The organism is Halolamina rubra, from assembly GCF_000739555.1.
Lineage (GTDB): Archaea > Halobacteriota > Halobacteria > Halobacteriales > Haloferacaceae > Halolamina > Halolamina rubra.
In genome coordinates this window covers 18,503-36,537 of record NZ_BBJN01000025.1, presented here as the reverse complement: position 1 = coordinate 36,537, position 18,035 = coordinate 18,503, and the positions used below count along the sequence as shown (strand labels likewise).

Genomic DNA, 18,035 nt, shown 5'->3' with positions numbered 1-18,035 from the left:
AGGCAAGCCCACGTCCCGAATCGTCCCACGCATGTATGGCCTCGAAGAGATTCGACGAGGAATACGCCGTCCGCGCGAAGCGTTGATGGAAGTCAACGCTGTCTACAACCGCCGGAAACACGGAGCGTACTACAACCCCGATGGCGTGGACATCTTCGAGGAGGACTGGGATGCCCTGGCAATTCTGGACTCGTTCCGGTACGACACTTTCGCCGACAGATCGGAGTTGCCCGGTCGATTGGAGACTCGCACCTCCCGGGGTGGAGGGACTGTCGAATTCCTCTTCGGCAACTTCCAGAACCGCGAACTGCACGACACTGTCTACATCACTGCGAACCCCCAGTTCTACCGCTACCACGACGAACTGAACACGGAGTTCCACGCCGTGTGGAACGTCTGGCAGGATCGATGGGACGACGATCTCCACACCGTCCATCCGGAGGACATGACTGACGCGTGTCTCGAAGCAGCGGCAGAGTACCCCAACAAGCGATTACTCTTCCACTACAACCAACCCCACCCACCGTTCATTGGCCCGACCGGACGCGAACTGGATATGGGGACCGGACCGGACGAGCGACGTGGGTTCTTCTCGGAGCTGGTCAACGATGTTTTCCATGAGTTCACGTCGCGCGAGGAGTTCCGAAAGGCGTACGAAGAGAACGCCGACCTCGCGCTGGATGCCGCGGCGGAGTTGCTTGACGACATCCAGGGGCGGTTCGTCGTCACCGCTGATCACGGCGAAATGCTCGGTGAGCGGGCGGCACCACTTCCCGTCCGTTACTACAGCCACCGAATCGGGGTCCACGTCGACGAGCTCACGAAGGTCCCGTGGCACGTACGGGAGAGTGACGATCGCCCCGAGATCGAGATCGAGGATGGCGAGGCGATAGACGACTCAGCGTCGGACGAGACAGTCAGCGAACGCCTGCGAGACCTCGGCTATATGGAGTAGGGGCCCCTCGTTACCGGATCGACAGACTGACTTCAGTCCCGGTGAGTGAGGTAGACATGAAGCTGCTCGTCCTCGGATTGGACGGTCTCTCCTTCAATATGCTCGACCGGTTCGATATCGAACCTGAGTATCTGTCCACGGTTTTCGAATCCGGTATTTCTGGTGACTTGATGAGTGTCGATACCCCGACGACGCTCCCGGCGTGGACGTCGTTCGCGACTGGAAAGGATCCGGGAAGTCACGGTCGGCCGAACATGATTCGCCGTCTCCCGAACTACGAACGGGACACATTGGAAACGAATACGAAGGACGCCGCTGCGTACGACCTGCTTGACGACTCAATATTCATCAACCTCCCCGGATCGATCGGACGAGTCCCGACGGGCGAGAACAGCCACCTCGTCGCGGCCATGATGGCGAAGGACAAGGAAGACGCGGTCCCCAATCACCTGCAGGAGTTGGACACCTTCGACGACTACGTTCTCGACCACGACAAGGCCAAGAAAGCACGTCCGGACGATTACTTCGACCACGTCTGTGAGATCACTCGGCGGCGTCGAGACTTCGCGAAGGAAGCCTTCCAGAAGTACGATCCGGAGGTGGGGTTCTGCCTCTTTTCGACACCCGACTGGGCAGGACATCTTCTATCGAACTTCTCGGACGACGCCACTCGTGGCCCGTACTACCGGCGACTGCTGGAGACGGTCGACTCCTGTGCGGCGGACCTCGCGGAGATGGCTGACAACGTCGTACTGATGAGTGACCACGGCTTTGAGTACAAGCACACGAACATTCACCTATCGGACTGGCTGCAGGAGGAAGGATACCTCGCCACGAAACAAAACGACGACGCCTCACGAACGGCCAAGTTGGCAGTTGGCACCGCGAAACGACTGGCGAAACGCTCGGACTGGCTCTTCGAGCGCATGAGGCAGGCCTACAACTACATCATTGCGACCGATGCGGGACAGAGCCTTCAGGAGGCTGCGACGCCCACGATCGACTACCCGAATTCACGAGCGTGGCAGCTCCGATACGGCTGTGTCTTCGTCAACGACGACCGCTTCGATCACCCGACTGTGGACGATCCAACCGAACTCATCGCCGAGTTACAGGAACGTATCTCTGCTCTGACCGACGAGGACGGCAACGACCTTTTCCGGGCTGTTCTAACGGCTGACGAGGCCTATAACGATCCGGGCGAGTGGACTCCAGACCTCATTGCTCGACCAGCACCCGGACACTACCCAACGACACTTGAGTCACCTACTGGCGGGTACGCGAGCGACACGAACAACTTCAACCATCGGTACCGTGGGCTGTTCGCCGCCCGTGGGCCCCTGTTTGGCTCTGGAGAGGTGGAAGGGATGTCGGTCGTGGACGTGCTTCCGACGGTCATGCATGCAGTCGGCCAGCCTCTCTCCCCCGAGTTCGACGGGAAAGCACGTACCGACATCATTGTCGAAGATCGACAACCGAGCTATCTGGCTTCGGAAGAGCTTCCGACGCCACGGACGCGCGAGATGCTGGACGACTCGGAGCGGGATCAAGCTGTAGAGGACCGACTCGCCGATCTGGGTTATCTCGAGTAATGCCGGACGAGGGGCCGTCCAAACGGGGTGAAGAATCGCCCGATGGAACTGATTCATCAACGGATACTCCGTCCTCCGAGGCTCTTGAGTCCGATACTGCGGGATTGAGTATGGGGCGAGAGGCTGCCGTAGCCCTACTCGCTAAGGTGTTCCTGACGGCGACTGGGTTCTTAGGGTTCGTTTATTTCGGACAGACTCTCGGCCCGGCTGGGATCGGGCTCTACTACTTCGTATTAGCTGTCGCCAAGTTCCTTGTGCAAGGGATGGGCGGTGTCTCGAACGCCATCAAGAAGCGTGTCGCAGAAGTCGAGGCCGAAGTAGAGCGATACCTTGGTTTGGGACTTCTCGTACTGATATCCTTTACAGGCGCTCTCCTCGTGGGTGTCTACCTACTCGAAGGGATCATTCGTGCCGAACTCGGCCCAGTCAGATACGCGTATGGCGGTGTCGCGATCGTCGGCTCACTTGGCCTGTTTACCCTGACGAACCGTATCTACGCTGGCATCGGCAAGCCCGGGGCGTCCTTCTGGGTGGATACACTCCGGAGCGTTCTCACGCTCGGTGGACAGGTGGCGCTAATAATGATGGGCTACGGCGCGGTCGGCCTTATGGGTGGACTAGTCGGGGCGACAATCATCACCGGATTACTCGGATTCCTGCTGATCGGTGTTCGACCGCGTATACCGACTCGTGAAACCGTGCGATCGACACTCTCATTTGCGCGCTGGAGCGTTCCGAACGCACTGGTCGATAATCTCTACACTCGCATGGACCCTATGATCCTGGGGTTCCTAGCGGGAAGTACCGTCGTTGGATACTACGAGGCAGCTATCCGTGTGACGATGCCAGCCACACTCGTTGCTATCAGTATCGGCGATTCACTGGTAGTGAAGGCGAGCGGACTGTCTTCGCTCGGCGAAGATGTCCAGCACGACCTCCGCAATGCGATGTCGTATGTCGGGCTCATCGCTGCACCATTATTTTTGGGGGCGCTTGCGCTCCCGCCGGAAACGTTGCTCGTCTACCTGCTCCGTGAGGACTTCGCTCCGGCATGGCCCGCGCTTGTCGGATTAGCCCTGTTCCAAGTGTTCAACGTGTACAAGATGCCGTTCGAGGCCGTATTGGACGGAATGAATCGCCCTGACCTTCGATTCCGGGTGAGTCTTCTCACTGTTCTCATCCACCTCCCTCTGGTGTATGCTCTTGGCGTCACCTATGGGCTGCTGGGTGTGTTGCGGCAACGATCGTCGCCGAGGCAATTCGTTTCGTTGCCTATCAGGCTGTCGCACGCTCCGTATTTGATCGTTTTGTACTGACCCGTCCCATGGCTGAGCAGTGGATCAGTGCTAGTGTAATGTTCGCGATCGTCTCCGTCGCGGGCGATCGCATCGCCCCGATCGGGGGATGGATCGAACTGATCGCGCTACTCTCCCTTGGTGGTGGTACGTACTTCGGCGTTCTCTTTGTTATCAGTAAGCACTTCCGAACAACGGCATGGAGTGTGTTCTCCGACATCACCCCCACATCGTAGTTCCAAGACGAATGGTCGCGTGATGGTCAATTCGATAATTTCCCTTCCTTTGACGTGTGGCTTCTTAGCTAAACGCCCGCTCTTTCACAAACCTTATCCCCCTTTTGCTACGATTCACGCCAATGAGTTCGCGCAGCGAAAGCGACGACTTCCTCCAGTCGTTCCGCGACACTGCGGTCGACTGGTACCACGTCCCCGCACTCCTCCTCGCGATGGCGTGGATGTTCTGGGTCCGGATGCAGAGCTACTCCCGCTTCATCCAGAACGGCGAAGTGTACTTCTCGGGCAACGACGCCTGGTACCACCTCCGCGAAACGAACTACATCGTCCGTAACTTCCCCTCCGCGATCCCGTACGACATCTGGACTGGTTTTCCGATCGGGAACTTCGTCGGCCAGTTCGGTACCCTCTACGACCAGTTGATCGCCCTCGTCGCCCTGATTATCGGCCTCGGGTCCCCGACCGACACCCTCATCGCCAAGACGCTGCTCGTCGCACCAGCGGTGTTCGGCGCGCTCGCGGTCGTCCCCGTCTACTTCATCGGAAATCGGTTCAGTAGCCGCATCGGCGGCCTGTTCGGTGTCCTCCTCCTCGCCCTCCTCCCGGGGCTGTTCCTCCAGCGAACCCTCGTCGGCGCCGCTGACCACAACGCCGCGGAGCCGTTCTTCATGGGGCTCGCGATGGTCGGCTTGTTCGGCGCCGTCGCCGTCGCCGACCGGACGATGCCCGTCTGGGAGGTGATCCGCGAGGAGCTGATCGAGTCCCGCGAACTCGACACGCTGAAGGAGCCCCTCGCGTGGTCACTCGCAGCCGGGGTCCTCGTCGGCCTGTTCCTTTGGGCCTGGCCGCCAGCCGTGTTCCTGGTCGGCATCGTCGGCCTGTTCCTCGTCCTGAACGTCGTCACCGACGTCGTTCACGGCGACACGCCCGAACCGGTCGCGTTCGCGGTGACGGTGGCGATGCTGGTCACCGCGCTGATGAGCCTGCTCGCGATCGACACGTTCGACACCTCGACGACGACGCTCTCGCTGCTCCAGCCGTTGGCCGCCCTCTCGGTGGCTGCCGCGGGCGTGTTCCTCTGTTGGCTCGCACGCTACTGGGAGCGCGAGGACCTCGACACGACGTACTACCCGGTCGCGGTTCTCGGGTTGGGGATCGTCGGAACCCTGATCATTTCCGTCGTCGCGTCGGGGCTGTTCGACAGGGTCGCTGCGAACCTCCTCCGCATCGTCGGCTTCAGCGCGGGCGCCGCAACCCGCACCATCTCGGAGGCCCAGCCGTTCATCAGCCAGACCTCCATCCAGCAGTACGGGCTCAACTCCGCGTCCGAGCGCGTCGTGCTGGAGTATGGGATCACGTTCTTCACGGCGGTCCTGGGTGTCGTGTTCATGCACGCCCGGCCCCTGATTCGGAAGGGGACCCAGCGAGCGTACAGCTACCTCGGCGGGAGCCTCGTCATCACCGCACTGATCTTCCTGACGCCGCTGCCGAGCGTCGTCGGCGGCGCCGTCGGCGTCGACCAGCAGGTGCTCGGCCTGCTCGTCGTCGCTGCACTCCTCGCCGGCGCGCCGCTGGTCGCGGAGTACGAGTCGACCGACCTGCTGTTCGTGGTCTGGGCGGCGTTCATCACTTCGATGGCGTTCACCCAGGTGCGGTTCAACTACTACCTCGCCATCGTCGTCGTCGTCGCCAACGCGTACCTGTTCGCGCGCGTGCTCGAGTACATCGACGTCGACGCCGCGCTCGCGGCGGCCGACCTCGAGGTCCGCACGATCGGGTTCGCGACGGTCCCGGTCGTGTTCGCCCTGCTGCTGCTCGACCAGACGCTCGCGGCGATCGTCGTCGCCGCGGCCGTGCTGGTCTCGGCGATCATGTTCGTCGAGGAGCTGGAGGGCCACCAGGTGCTCACCATCGCGGCCGTCCTCCTGCTCGTCGCCGCACCCGTGCTCGCGGTCCCGGTGACGCTCGGCGGCGGTGCGGGGAGCCAGGGGACGCAGACGGCGACTTCCGTCCAGACTGGCAACAACACCGGGCCTGGCTCGGTGCTCGCCTGGCAGGGGACGTTCGACTGGATGCAGAACAACACCCCCGAAGAGGGGAACCTCGGCGGCGCCGGCAACGCCGATCAGATGGAGTACTACGGCGCCTACGAGCGGACTGACGACTTCGAGTACCCCGAGGGCGCATACGGCGTGATGTCCTGGTGGGACTACGGCCACTGGATCACCACGCAGAGCGAGCGGATCCCGAACGCCAACCCGTTCCAGCAGGGCGCGACCAACGCCGCGAACTACCTGCTCGCACCGAACGAGAGCCAGGCCCAGGAGGTGCTCGACCGTCGCGCCCAGCCGGGTGAGGAGACCCGCTACGTGATGGTCGACTACCAGATGGCCTCGGTCACCTCGAAGTTCAGCGCGCCGGTGACGTTCTACGACGACGAGAACGTCTCCTACGGCGACTTCGCGGAGACGGTGTACAGCCTGCGGGAGACCGAGCGCGGCACGTTCGTCGACATGCGCTCGCAGCTGTACGAGCAGCGCTACTACGACAGCCTGATGGTGCGGCTGTACCGCTACCACGGCTCCGCACAGGAGGCCCAGCCGATCGTCGTCGACTGGGAGACCCGCGAACTGACCGCCGCCGACGGTAGCACCGTCGAGGTCCGAACGGTCGGCGACAACGAGTCGATGGTCAAGCGCTTCCCCAACATGACCGCCGCCGAGGAGTACGTCGAGGAGGACGGCAGCGCCCAGATCGGCGGCGTCGGGCCGTTCCCGAGCGAGGACGTGCCCGCGCTGGAGCACTACCGGCTGGCCCACGCCAGCGAGGCACAGAACCCCAACTTCCAGCTGAACGACCGGCGACAGGCCCAGATGGCCGGCGACCAGCTCTACGGGCTGATCTACCAGACCTCGGCCACGTCGCCCAACTGGGTGAAGACGTTCGAGAAGGTGCCCGGTGCGACCGTGCAGGGCTCCGGGGCGCCCGCGAACACCGAGGTGACCGCCTCCGTGGAGATGCGGATGCCGAACTCGAACTCCACGTTCGTCTACACGCAGCAGGCCCAGACGAACGAGGACGGCGAGTTCACGATGACGCTGCCGTACTCGACGACGGGCTACGACGAGTTCGGCCCGGAGAACGGCTACACGAACGTCAGCGTCCGCGCGAACTCCAGCTACACCGTGACGACGCCGTCGACGACGAACGAGTCCGGCTACACGATCCAGTACGGCCAGGAGTTCGACGTCTCCGAGGGGAAGGTGCTGGGCGTCGACGAGGAGCCCAAGCAGATCACCCTCGAGGAGCGCTCGCAGGCGCCCGAGGGCGCACAGAACGACAGCAACACCAGCAGCGTCACGGCCCCGGACTCGGTCACGCTCGACTCGACGACCGACGGTGACTCCACGGACGCCGGGAGCGTCGACGACACTGGCGCGCTGACTGACGCGTTCGCCCCGACGGCCCGAGCGACGAACTGATGCGCGGACGGGACTCCCTGGGCGTCTACCTCCGCGGGATCGCGATGGGCGCCGCGGACGCGGTGCCCGGCGTCTCGGGGGGGACCATCGCGCTGCTGACGGGGATCTACCCCCGACTGATCGCCGCGATCACCGCCGTCGAACCCGACCGACTGTTCGACATCGTCGCGGCGCCGCTGCCCGACCGTCGAGCCGACGCCGTCGACGCGTTCCGCGAGATCGACGGGCTGTTCCTCGCCGCGCTGGGGCTGGGGATCGCGACCGCGATCGTCACCGTCTCGCGCCTGCTCGAGCACGCGATGGCGGCGTACCCGGCGGCGACGTTCGGCGGGTTCTTCGGCTTGATCGGCGCCTCGGCGTGGCTGCTGCGCGGCGAGATGCAGTTCGACACCCGCGGCCAGCAGGCCGCCGCAGTCGCCGGGTTCGCGGTCGCCTTCCTGCTCTCCGGGCGGGCGGCGGGCGCGCTCGGCCACGGGCTCCCCGTCACGTTCCTCGCGGGGTCGATCGCCGTGACCGCGATGATCCTGCCCGGCGTGTCGGGCTCGCTGCTCCTGCTCCTGCTCGGCCAGTACGAGTACATGATCGACCACCTGAGCGACTTCGTCGACGCCCTGCTCGGGATCGTCACCGGCGATCCGGCAACGATCCCGGGCGAGACGCCGACGATCCTCACCTTCCTCGCGGGCGGCGTCGTCGGATTGTTCACGGTCGCCCACGCGGTCAGGTGGGCGCTCGAACACCGGCAGGCGGCGACGATGACGTTCCTCGTCGCGCTGGTCGTCGGCGCGCTCAGGGCGCCGGTGGTCCAGACCGCGACCCGGCTCGAGGCCGGGTGGACGACGGCCGCGATCGGCGCCTTCGCCGCGGCAGCGGTCGTCGGCGCCGCGTTCGTCCTCGGGATCGACCGCGCCGCGGGCGGCGACGCGATCGACATCTGAGTGGTCGGCAGTGCCACGGTCCGCGGGCGCGTCTCGTCAACTCTTAATCCCCGCGGCCAGTTGCGTGCCGTATGAGTCAGATCACGGTCGTGCTGCCGGACGGGTCGGAGCTCTCCGTCCCGGAGGACGCCACGGTCGAGGACGCCGCCTACGAGATCGGCCCCGGACTCGGGGACGACACCGTCGCCGGCGTCGTCGACGGCGAACTCGTCGCGAAGGAGGACCAGCTCCACGACGGCGCCCAACTCGAGATCGTCACCGACCAGTCCGACGAGTACCTCGACGTGCTGCGCCACTCCGCCGCCCACGTGTTCGCCCAGGCGCTGCAGCGACTCCACCCCGAGGCGAAGCTCACCATCGGCCCGCAGACCGACGACGGGTTCTACTACGACGTGACGAACGTCGACCTCGACGACGACGACCTCGACGCCATCGAGGCGGAGATGGCCGAGATCATCGAGGCCGACTACGAGATCGAGCGGCTCGAACGCTCCCGCGAGGAGGCGCTCGAGCAGTACGCTGACAACCGGTTCAAGCGCGAGATCCTCGAGGAGGAGGCCGCCGGCGAGGAGACGGTCAGCTTCTACCGACAGGACGACTGGGAGGACCTCTGTCAGGGCCCCCACGTCGAGTCGACCGGGGAGATCGGCGCCGTCGAGCTGCTGAACATCTCCTCGGCGTACTGGCGCGGCGACGAGGACAACGAGTCGCTCACCCGGGTGTACGGCACGGCGTTCGAGTCCGAGTCCGACCTCGAGGAGTATCTCGAGATGCTCGACGAGGCTGAGGAGCGCGACCACCGCCGCATCGGGAAGGAGATGGACCTGTTCTCCGTCCCCGACCACTCGCCGGGCTGTGTCCACTTCCACCCCCCGGGGATGACGATCCGGCGGGAACTGGAGGAGTACATCCGCGAGAAGAACGACGAGCTCGGCTACGACGAGGTGTGGACGCCCGAACTCAACAAGGCCGAGCTCTGGAAGCCGACGGGCCACTACGACAACTTCACCGAGAACGGGGAGATGTTCAACTGGGTGCAGGACGACACCGAGTACGGCCTGAAGCCGATGAACTGCGCGAACCACGCCCACGTGTTCGACACCTCCAGCCACTCCTACCGCGACCTCCCGATCCGGCTCTCGGAGTTCGGCACCTGCTACCGCAACGAGCAGTCCGGCGAGCTCTCGGGGATGCTCCGCGTGCGCGGGTTCACGCAGGACGACGGCCACGCGTTCATCCGCCCCGACCAGATCGAGAGCGAGATCCGCAGCACCCTCGGCGTCGTCAAGGACATTTACGAGGACTTCGGCTTCGACATCAGCTACAAGCTCGAGACCCAGGGCGACAACGCCGTCGGCTCCGACGAGATGTGGGACGACGCCACCGACTCCCTGAAGGCCGCGCTCTCGGGCGAGGGGCTCGACTACGAGATCGAGGCCGGCGAGGCCGCGTTCTACGGCCCGAAGATCGCCATCGACGCCGAGGACGCCATCGGCCGCAGCTGGACCGTCGGTACCGTGCAGCTCGACTTCAACATCCCGCGGCGCCTCGAGCTCACCTACGTCGGCGAGGACAACGACGAGCACTACCCGGTGATGGTCCACCGAGCGCTGCTGGGCTCCTTCGAGCGCTTCATGGGCGTCCTCATCGAGCACTTCAAGGGGCAGTTCCCGCTCTGGCTCGCGCCCGAGCAGGTGCGCATCCTGCCCGTTTCCGACGACGCGCTCGGCTACGCACACCGCGTGAAGAACGACCTCGACGAGTTCCGCGTCGAGGTCGAGGACCGCGACTGGACGGTCGGCCGGAAGATCCGGCAGGCCCACGACGACCGCGTGCCGTACATGATCATCGTCGGCAGCGACGAGGAGGAAGCGGGCACCATCTCGGTCCGGGACCGCTACGAGCGCGAGGCCGACGACATCGACCCCGAGGCGTTCCGCGCACACCTCGAGAGCGAGCGCGGCGAGAAGCGTCTCGAACCCGACTTCCTCGAGGAGTAGTCAGGCCGGGAGGAAGGCGGTCACGAACCCCACGAGCGCGCCGACGATGAGGAGGGACGCGAGGAGGATCGCGACCCACCGCCGACCGCTGCCCCGCAACGACGGCGTCTCCGACGGGAAGAACGGCGACAGCGCGCCTCTCGAGCGATCGTCCATATCGACAGTTCGACCTACAGCTGCATCAATCCTCGCCGCAGGTTACTGCGTGCGGACGAACGGGACGGTCCGGCTGTGACCCAAGTCACGCTGAGTCCGAGGCTGGTTTCACCCCAGGCGGTACGGCGTCACGTACGGGCTGCCGTCCTGCCACTCGAACACCGCGATGTACGGTTCGCCGTCGTCGTCGTCGGGGCAGCGATCGGTGCGTTCGACGGCGAAGCGCTCGCCGTCGACGTTCTCGGCGTTGAGGTTGAGCACCGCGGGGTACGTCCGCTCGCCGAAGCCGAACACGTGCTCACCGTAGTGGTGGCCGACGCTGAGGTGCGCGTGGACCGGCCGGGGTTCGCCCTCGGGCCCCTCCATGCGGTACTCGCTCCAGTTCCCGGCCGCACAGACCTCGTAGCGCGGCACGTCGATCTGCTGGGGGAACGGGCTGGGGTTGGTGACGACGACCTGGCCCAACTGGGCGCCGGCCTGCCGCTCGCCGTCGCCAGTGATCTGGACCTCCGCCTGGGTCTGCAGCTCGTAGGCGAGTCCGCCGGCCACCACGTCGACGGCCAGGACGAGCACAGCCAGCACTGCGAGGGCCGCGAACGCCCGCTTCGCGTGCGTGGGCGAGACGAACCGACTCCGGTCGTCGATCCGGGTCCGGAGCCCGAACAGGACCAGCGCCAGCCCCAGCAGCGCGAGCACCTGGAGCGTCGTCCCGGCGTCGAACGTGTTCGTGAGGTCGAGCAGTAACGCGAACGCGGAGATCACGACGACGGCGTAGCCGAACAGTGTCAGCTGGTCGTCGTCGGTCGCCTGCGAGACGGCGAACACGCCCGCGAGGAAGGCGACGACGATCGCCGCCTTCGACACCGGGGAGTAGGGGAACTGGTGGTCGAGGATGAAGATGACGACGGCGATGGTGCTGATCGCCGCCGCGGCGGCGTTGAACAGCGTCTCCGAGTCGATGTCCATGTGACCGACACGCGACGCCCGTCGACTAATACGTCCCGTTGACACAAAGAGCGACTTCAGCGACGCTCGCGCGACGCGGTTTCGGGAACCCCCGCTTCCCACGGGTTTTTGCGGGAGCCTGCCGAACGCTCGCGCATGTCACAGCCACCCGAGGCGCCCGACGTGGGAGAGCTCTCGCCGCCGAACCGGACGCTGATGGGGCCCGGCCCCAGCGACGCGCACCCGCGCCTGCTGCGCGCGATGTCGACGCCGCTGGTCGGCCACCTCGACCCCTCGTTCGTCGAGCTGATGGACGAGGTGCAGGAGCTGCTGCGCTACACGTTCCGCACCGACAACGAGTGGACCATCCCCGTCTCCGGCACCGGCTCGGCGGCGATGGAGGCCGCCATCGGCAACCTGGTCGAGCCCGGCGACACGATGCTCGTGCCGTCGAACGGCTACTTCGGCGGCCGGATGGCCGAGATGGCCGAGCGCGCGGGCGGCGAGGTCGTCGAGGTCGACGCGCCGTGGGGCGAGCCGCTCGACCCCGACGACGTGGCCACCGCGTTCGAGGAGCACGAGATCGACGTGTTCGGCTTCGTCCACGCCGAGACCTCGACGGGCGTGCTCCAGCCCGAGGTGCCCGAACTCACCAGCGTCGCCCACGACCACGACGCGCTCGTGATCGCCGACACCGTCACCTCGATCGGCGGCGTCGAACTCCGCGTCGACGAGTGGGACATCGACGTGGCGTACGCCGGCCCGCAGAAGTGTCTCTCCTGCCCGCCCGGGGCGTCGCCGCTGACGCTCAACGACGACGCGATGGAGAAGGTGCTGAACCGCGAGGAGGACGCCCGCTCGTGGTACCTCGACCTCTCGCTGCTGGAGGGGTACTGGGGCGACGAGCGCGCGTACCACCACACGGCGCCGATCACCAACGTCTACGCGATCCGCGAGGCGCTGCGGCTCGTCGCCGAGGAGGGGATTGAGGAGCGCTGGGCGCGCCACCGCCGCGTCGCGGGCGCGCTGAAGGCCGGCCTCGAGGCGATGGGGCTGGAGATGAACGCGCCAGACGAGTACTGGCTGCCGAGCCTCAACGCCGTCCGCGTCCCCGACGGCGTCGACGACGGCGAGGTGATCGACTACCTGCTCGAGGCGTACGACCTCGAGATCGCCTCCGGGCTGGGTGACCTCGAGGGCGACATCTGGCGGATCGGCTGTATGGGCTACTCCGCGAACCCGAAGAACGTCTCGCTGGTCGTGACCGCCCTCGGCGACGCACTCGCTCGGCAGGGCGTCGACGTGGACGTGGGCGCGGCCGTCGAGGCGACGGCCCGGGAACTCGAGGAGTAGCGATTCCGGGGGCGGTCCGGCCGTCGGTTCCACCCGGAGTTCTCTCGACAACTCGCGCTCGCGAGCCGTCGCTGGGGCGATTTTTTCAACGAGCCCTGTCCTGTGAGGCGTTACCACAAGATTTACTCGTAAGTGTGTATACGTTCGTCACATATGTCCTCGGACATGAACGACGACGGGCTCTCGCGGCGAACTGTGCTCGCGTCCGCCGCCGCGGCGGGCGCGACCGGACTGGCCGGCTGTAGCAGCCTCACGGGCGGCGGAACGGAGACCGACGCCGGGATGAGCGAGATCGAACTGCTGCACGCGTGGTCCTCGGGCGACGGCAACGCCGCCATCGCCGCCCTCATCGAGGGGTTCGAGGAGGAGCACCCCGACGTGGAGTTCGCCGAGGAGCCGGTCAACGGCGCCGCGCGAGGCAACCTCGACCAGGTGGTCTCCAACCGGCTGCAGGCGAACGACCCGCCGAGCACGTTCCAGACGTGGCCGGGCGCGACGCTGACGAAGTTCGGCGACGCCTACGCCGACATCGAGGGGGAGGTGTGGACCGACGACCTGAAGGAGAACTACCTGCCGGGCCCGAAGGCGCAGGCCCAGCTCGACGGGACGTACGTGACGGTCCCGCTCAACATCCACCGCATCAACAACCTGTTCTACAACACGGCGGTGCTCGAGGAGGCCGGCGTCGACCCCGAGTCGCTCTCCTCGCCCGCCGACGTCGTCGACGCGTGTGCGGCCGTCGCGGAGAACACCGACGCCGTGCCGTTCGCCCAGCAGACCAGCGGCCCGTGGTCGACGATCCAGCTCTGGGAGACGGTGCTGCTCGCCCAGGCCGGCATCGACGGCTACGAGGCGTTCATCGGGGGCGACGGCGACGTCGACCAGGTCCGCTCCGCGCTGGAGAACGTCGTCGAACTCAGCGAGTACTACCCCAGCGACGCCTCCTCGATCAGCTTCACCGAGGCGAACACGATGGTGATGGAGGGCGACGCCGCGTTCATCCACCAGGGCGACTGGGCCGCGGGCGCCTACAGCGGCGACGACGAGTTCAACTACGGCGAGCAGTGGGGCCAGGTCACCTACCCCGGCTCCGAGGGGAGCTACCTGCTCAACATGGACTCGTTCCCGTACTTCGACAACAACCCGTCGCCGGAGGCGACGAAGACGTTCCTCAGCTACTGCGGCACCACGGACGCGCAGGTCCGGTTCAACCGCGAGAAGGGATCGATCCCGCCGCGGAAGGACGCCGACGTCTCCGAGCTCAACGCGTTCCAGCAGGACCAGTACGACGACTTCACGAGCGCGGACAGCCAGCCGCCGTCGATCCAGCACGGGCTGGCCGTCTCGCCGGAGATCAAGACGAACATCACCAGTGCTTTCAGTGGCTTCCTCGAGGATTACGACGCCGACGCGACCGCCGAGGCGCTCGTCGGCGCCTTCGAGTAACGTCGCCCTGGAAGCACAGTTATGCGTAACCCGATAGCCACACTCCGCAACCGCTGGTCCGACAGCGACGCGCGTGCCGACGGCGGCGAGCCCGCCTCGACGCGGTCGTTCTTCGACCGGGACTCGGTCCGGTCGGCCCCCTTCTGGCTCCCGCCGTTCCTGCTGGTCGGACTGTTCGTGTACGGCGCCGTCGTCTGGAACTTCCTGCTCTCGCTCACCGACTTCACCGGTATCGGCGAGCCCGACTACACGGATCTGGACGTCGAGAACTACTTCGTCGCGTTCGCCGACCCCGTCGACGGGCTGCTGTCGACGGTCGGCCTCGGCGGCGAGGTTCAGGGGGGGTCACCCGCCTGGTCGGAGCTCACCGTCGAGCCCGTCTGGAACTCGCTGGGGAACACGATCGCCCTGATGGTCGGGTTCGCTGCGATCTGTCTCGCACTCGGGCTCGTGCTGGCGATCCTCGTCGACCGCGGGATCCGCTTCGAGAACACGTTCCGGACGATCTACCTGCTGCCGATGAGCCTCTCGTTCGTCGTCACGGCGAAGTTCTGGCTCTACATGTACAACCCGAACACGGGGCTGATCAACATCGCCCTCGGCGCCGTCGGGATCGGCCCGGTCCAGATCGTCCAGAACCCCGACCTCAAGCTCGGCGCGGTCGCGTTCGCGCTGATCTGGCAGTTCAGCGGCTACGCGATGATCGTCTACCTCGCGGCGCTGCGCGGGATCCCGTCGAGCCACTTCGAGGCCGCCCGCGTCGACGGCGCGAGCACGATCAAGATGTACTGGCGCGTGATCATCCCCCAGCTCCGCACGGCGACGGTGAGCGCGCTGGTCGTGATCACCGTGTTCGCGCTCAAGGCGTTCGACTTCCTGTTCTCGATGTACGGCGGCTACCAGCCGGGGCCGTCGGCGGACATCCTCGCGACACGGATGGTCAGGGAGGCGTACGCCAACCAGAACTGGGCGTACGGCTCGACGATCGCCGTCATCCTGTTCGTGATGGCGCTGTTCATCGTCGCGCCGTACATCTACTCGCAGTACCGACGGGGTGAGCTATGAGCACCGCCGACACCGACGCCCGGCTCAAGCGGCTCGGCCTCTACGCGGTGCTGGTCGCGATGGCGGGGTTCTACCTCCTGCCGATCCTCACGGGGCTGTTCACGTCGATCACCAGCCCCGAGAGCTACACGGGGCAGTCGCCGTTCCTGCCGCCGCTGGAGCCCCTGATTGCCGAGACCGGCTCCCTCTCTCTGCAGCCGTGGGGGAACGCGTTCGACGGGCTCGCGCGCGGGCTGGCGAACAGCTTCATCCTCGTCATCCCCGCGACGATCCTCTCGGGGCTGTTCGGCAGCATGGCCGCCTACGGGCTGACGAACGTCGACTGGCGCGGGCAGGTCGGCATCTACGCCCTGTTCGTCGCCGGCATCTTTATCCCGTACCAGGCGGTGCTGGTGCCGCTGACGCAGTTCTGGTACAACGTCGTGCCGCTGCAGTCGCTGTTCGCCCCGTTCGCGGCGTTCCCGCTGGTGCAGGCGTACCACTGGAAGCTGGTGGCGCTGATCGTCACCCACACCGCTTACGGGATCCCGATCTGTACGCTGCTGTTCCGCGCTCACTACAAGAAGCTCTCCGACGAGATGATCGAGGCCGCCCGACTCGACGGCGCCTCGGTGTCGACGATCTACCGCCGGATCGTGCTGCCGCTGTCGATCCCGATGTTCGCGGTGGTGTTCATCTACCAGTTCACCCAGATCTGGAACGATCTCCTCTTCGCGCTGACGATCGTCCAGTTCGGCGACGCCTCCGTCGTCACGCAGGAGCTGGTGGGGATCGGCGTCTCGCAGGCGGGGACGAACTTCCCGCTGCGGATGGCGGCGGCGCTGCTGGCGGCGCTCCCGACGCTCGTGGTGTACGTCCTGTTCGGCGACAAGTTCGCCGAGGGGGTGACCGCATGAGCGACGGGGACCGGTTCAGAGGTGATTCACTATGGCAGAACTAACGCTCGATTCGGTAACGAAGGTGTTCAACGAGGGGGGTAGCGACGAGGTCGTCGCCGTCGACGAGCTGTCGATGGGGATCGAGGACGGCGAGTTCCTCGTGCTCGTCGGCCCCTCCGGCTGTGGGAAGTCGACGACGCTGCGCATGATCGCCGGCCTCGAGACCGTCACCGACGGCGAGATCCGGCTGGGCGAGCGCACGATCAACGACAGTTCGCCCGCGGACCGGGACATCGCGATGGTGTTCCAGTCGTACGCGCTCTACCCCCACATGACCGTCCGGGAGAACATGCGCTTCGGGCTGGAGGAGTCGACCGACATGCCCGACGAGGAGATCAGCGCGACCGTCGAGGAGACGGCCGCGATGATGGGGATCGAGGAGCTGCTCGACCGCAAGCCCTCGGAGCTCTCCGGCGGCCAGCAGCAGCGCGTCGCGCTCGGCCGCGCGATCGTGCGCGACCCGTCGGCGTTCCTGATGGACGAGCCGCTCTCCAACCTCGACGCCAAGCTCCGGGCGACGATGCGCACCGAGCTCCAGCGCCTGCAGGCCGACCTCGGCGTCACGACGGTGTACGTCACCCACGACCAGACGGAGGCGATGACGATGGGCGACCGCATCGCCGTGCTCGACGACGGCGTGCTCCAGCAGGTCGGGACGCCGCTGGAGTGTTACCACACGCCGAACAACCGCTTCGTCGCCGGGTTCATCGGCGAGCCGTCGATGAACTTCTTCCCGACGACTCGCTCGGACGGGACGCTCTCGGCCGAGCAGTTCAGCTACCCGCTCCCCGCGGCGATCGCGTCGGCGCTGGGCGATGCGACCGAGGTCACCCTCGGCGTGCGCCCGGAGGACGTGGAGCTGCGCCCGGCCGACGGCGACCGCGACGACCACGAGTTCGACTGCGTCGTCGACGTGGTCGAACCGGTCGGCGAGTCGAACAACGTCTACCTCCGCTTCGCAGACGCCCCCGAGGGCGAGACGTTCATCGCGACGATCAGCGGGATGCGCAACGTCGCCGCCGGCGACCGCGTGGTGGCGACGATCCCGCCGTCGGCGATCCACCTGTTCGACGATCGGACGGGCGAGGCGCTGAAGAACCGCTCGCTCGACGACGTGGACGGCGTGACGCCGACCTAGCCCGTCGTTCCTCCTTCAGGGCTCCCGGATGTACGTCACCGGGCAGTTCGCGTTGAGCAGGATCTCCTGGGCGGTCGAGCCGAACACCGCCTTCCCCGTCGGCGAGCGCCCGCGGCCGCCGACGATCAGCATGTCGGCGTCGAACCGGTCGGCCGCGTCCAACAGTCGCTCGCTCGCCTCGCCGACCGCGCCGTGCCACCGGTAGTCGACGTCGGCCTCGTCCAGCATCGTCCCCAGATCCCGGACGGTGGCGTGGCGTTTCGCGACCATGTCCGGGGTAACTTCGGCGCCGGGGCCGAACTCCAGCTGGCGCTTGACGGACTCGTACTGGTCCTCGGAGAACACGTGGACGAGCCGGACTGTCGCCCCCGCGGGCCCGGCGACGTCGATGGCGGTTCGGGCGACTGACGCCGCGCGCTGTTCGTCCTCGTCGCCGACGGCGACGACGACCGTTTCGAGACTCATGGCTCCACCTCACTGCTGCCACCCACATAAT

15 protein-coding genes are annotated in these 18,035 nt (G+C 66.0%); 12 read left to right on the top strand and 3 right to left on the bottom strand.

Features of this window, described 5'->3' with window-relative positions; genetic code table 11:
• The first annotated feature begins 85 nt into the window (after positions 1-85).
• From ACP95_RS07380 to thrS, 7 genes are all read left to right on the top strand, one after another.
• Entirely contained in the window at positions 86-955 is an 870-nt protein-coding gene (locus ACP95_RS07380; RefSeq protein ID WP_049980587.1) for a hypothetical protein, read from the top strand.
• A 56-nt stretch (positions 956-1,011) separates the two neighbouring features.
• Entirely contained in the window at positions 1,012-2,547 is a 1,536-nt protein-coding gene (locus ACP95_RS07375) for an alkaline phosphatase family protein (RefSeq protein ID WP_154018491.1), read from the top strand.
• Positions 2,547-3,863, top strand: a complete 1,317-nt coding sequence (locus tag ACP95_RS07370) for an oligosaccharide flippase family protein (RefSeq protein ID WP_082224617.1) — start codon at positions 2,547-2,549, stop codon at positions 3,861-3,863. The genes ACP95_RS07375 and ACP95_RS07370 overlap by 1 nt, the downstream gene beginning before the upstream one ends.
• Positions 3,864-3,871: 8 nt before the next feature.
• Complete coding sequence (locus ACP95_RS07365) at positions 3,872-4,078, top strand: hypothetical protein (RefSeq protein ID WP_049980584.1); 207 nt, start codon at positions 3,872-3,874, stop codon at positions 4,076-4,078.
• Positions 4,079-4,200: 122 nt separating this feature from the next.
• Complete coding sequence (locus ACP95_RS07360) at positions 4,201-7,560, top strand: oligosaccharyl transferase, archaeosortase A system-associated (RefSeq protein WP_082224616.1); 3,360 nt, start codon at positions 4,201-4,203, stop codon at positions 7,558-7,560.
• Positions 7,560-8,498 carry a DUF368 domain-containing protein gene (locus tag ACP95_RS07355; protein WP_049980583.1) on the top strand — a complete coding sequence of 313 codons (939 nt, stop codon included), beginning with the start codon at positions 7,560-7,562 and terminating at the stop codon, positions 8,496-8,498. Before ACP95_RS07360 ends, ACP95_RS07355 begins: the two co-directional genes overlap by 1 nt.
• Before the next feature lie 71 nt (positions 8,499-8,569).
• The gene (thrS, locus tag ACP95_RS07350; RefSeq protein WP_049980582.1) at positions 8,570-10,498 is read left to right on the top strand and encodes a threonine--tRNA ligase; all 1,929 of its coding nucleotides are present in this window, start codon (positions 8,570-8,572) and stop codon (positions 10,496-10,498) included.
• On the opposite strand, the gene ACP95_RS15705 is transcribed toward thrS, so the two are convergent.
• Both ACP95_RS15705 and ACP95_RS07345 read right to left on the bottom strand, forming a co-directional pair.
• Entirely contained in the window at positions 10,499-10,654 is a 156-nt protein-coding gene (locus tag ACP95_RS15705) for a hypothetical protein (RefSeq protein WP_154018490.1), read from the bottom strand.
• Between the two features lie 108 nt (positions 10,655-10,762).
• Positions 10,763-11,620, bottom strand: a complete 858-nt coding sequence (locus tag ACP95_RS07345; RefSeq protein WP_049980581.1) for a hypothetical protein — start codon at positions 11,618-11,620, stop codon at positions 10,763-10,765.
• A 135-nt stretch (positions 11,621-11,755) separates the two neighbouring features.
• Between ACP95_RS07345 and ACP95_RS07340 the strand changes: the two genes are divergently transcribed.
• The 5 genes from ACP95_RS07340 to ACP95_RS07320 all read left to right on the top strand — a co-directional run bounded on the left by ACP95_RS07340 (position 11,756) and on the right by ACP95_RS07320 (position 17,539).
• Positions 11,756-12,952: a pyridoxal-phosphate-dependent aminotransferase family protein gene (locus tag ACP95_RS07340; protein ID WP_049980580.1), complete on the top strand. Its 1,197-nt coding sequence runs from the start codon at positions 11,756-11,758 to the stop codon at positions 12,950-12,952.
• A gap of 153 nt (positions 12,953-13,105) precedes the next feature.
• Positions 13,106-14,398, top strand: coding sequence for an ABC transporter substrate-binding protein (locus ACP95_RS07335; protein ID WP_049980579.1), 1,293 nt, complete (start codon positions 13,106-13,108; stop codon positions 14,396-14,398).
• Between the two features lie 21 nt (positions 14,399-14,419).
• Positions 14,420-15,463 (top strand): carbohydrate ABC transporter permease, encoded by a 1,044-nt coding sequence (locus ACP95_RS07330; RefSeq protein ID WP_049980578.1) that lies wholly within the window; start codon positions 14,420-14,422, stop codon positions 15,461-15,463.
• Entirely contained in the window at positions 15,460-16,359 is a 900-nt protein-coding gene (locus ACP95_RS07325; RefSeq protein WP_049980577.1) for a carbohydrate ABC transporter permease, read from the top strand. The genes ACP95_RS07330 and ACP95_RS07325 overlap by 4 nt, the downstream gene beginning before the upstream one ends.
• Positions 16,360-16,390: 31 nt before the next feature.
• A complete protein-coding gene (locus ACP95_RS07320) occupies positions 16,391-17,539 on the top strand; it encodes an ABC transporter ATP-binding protein (protein WP_049980576.1) in 1,149 nt (382 codons plus the stop codon).
• Positions 17,540-17,554: 15 nt separating this feature from the next.
• On the opposite strand, the gene ACP95_RS07315 is transcribed toward ACP95_RS07320, so the two are convergent.
• A complete protein-coding gene (locus ACP95_RS07315) occupies positions 17,555-18,004 on the bottom strand; it encodes a universal stress protein (protein ID WP_049980575.1) in 450 nt (149 codons plus the stop codon).
• Positions 18,005-18,035: the final 31 nt, after the last annotated feature.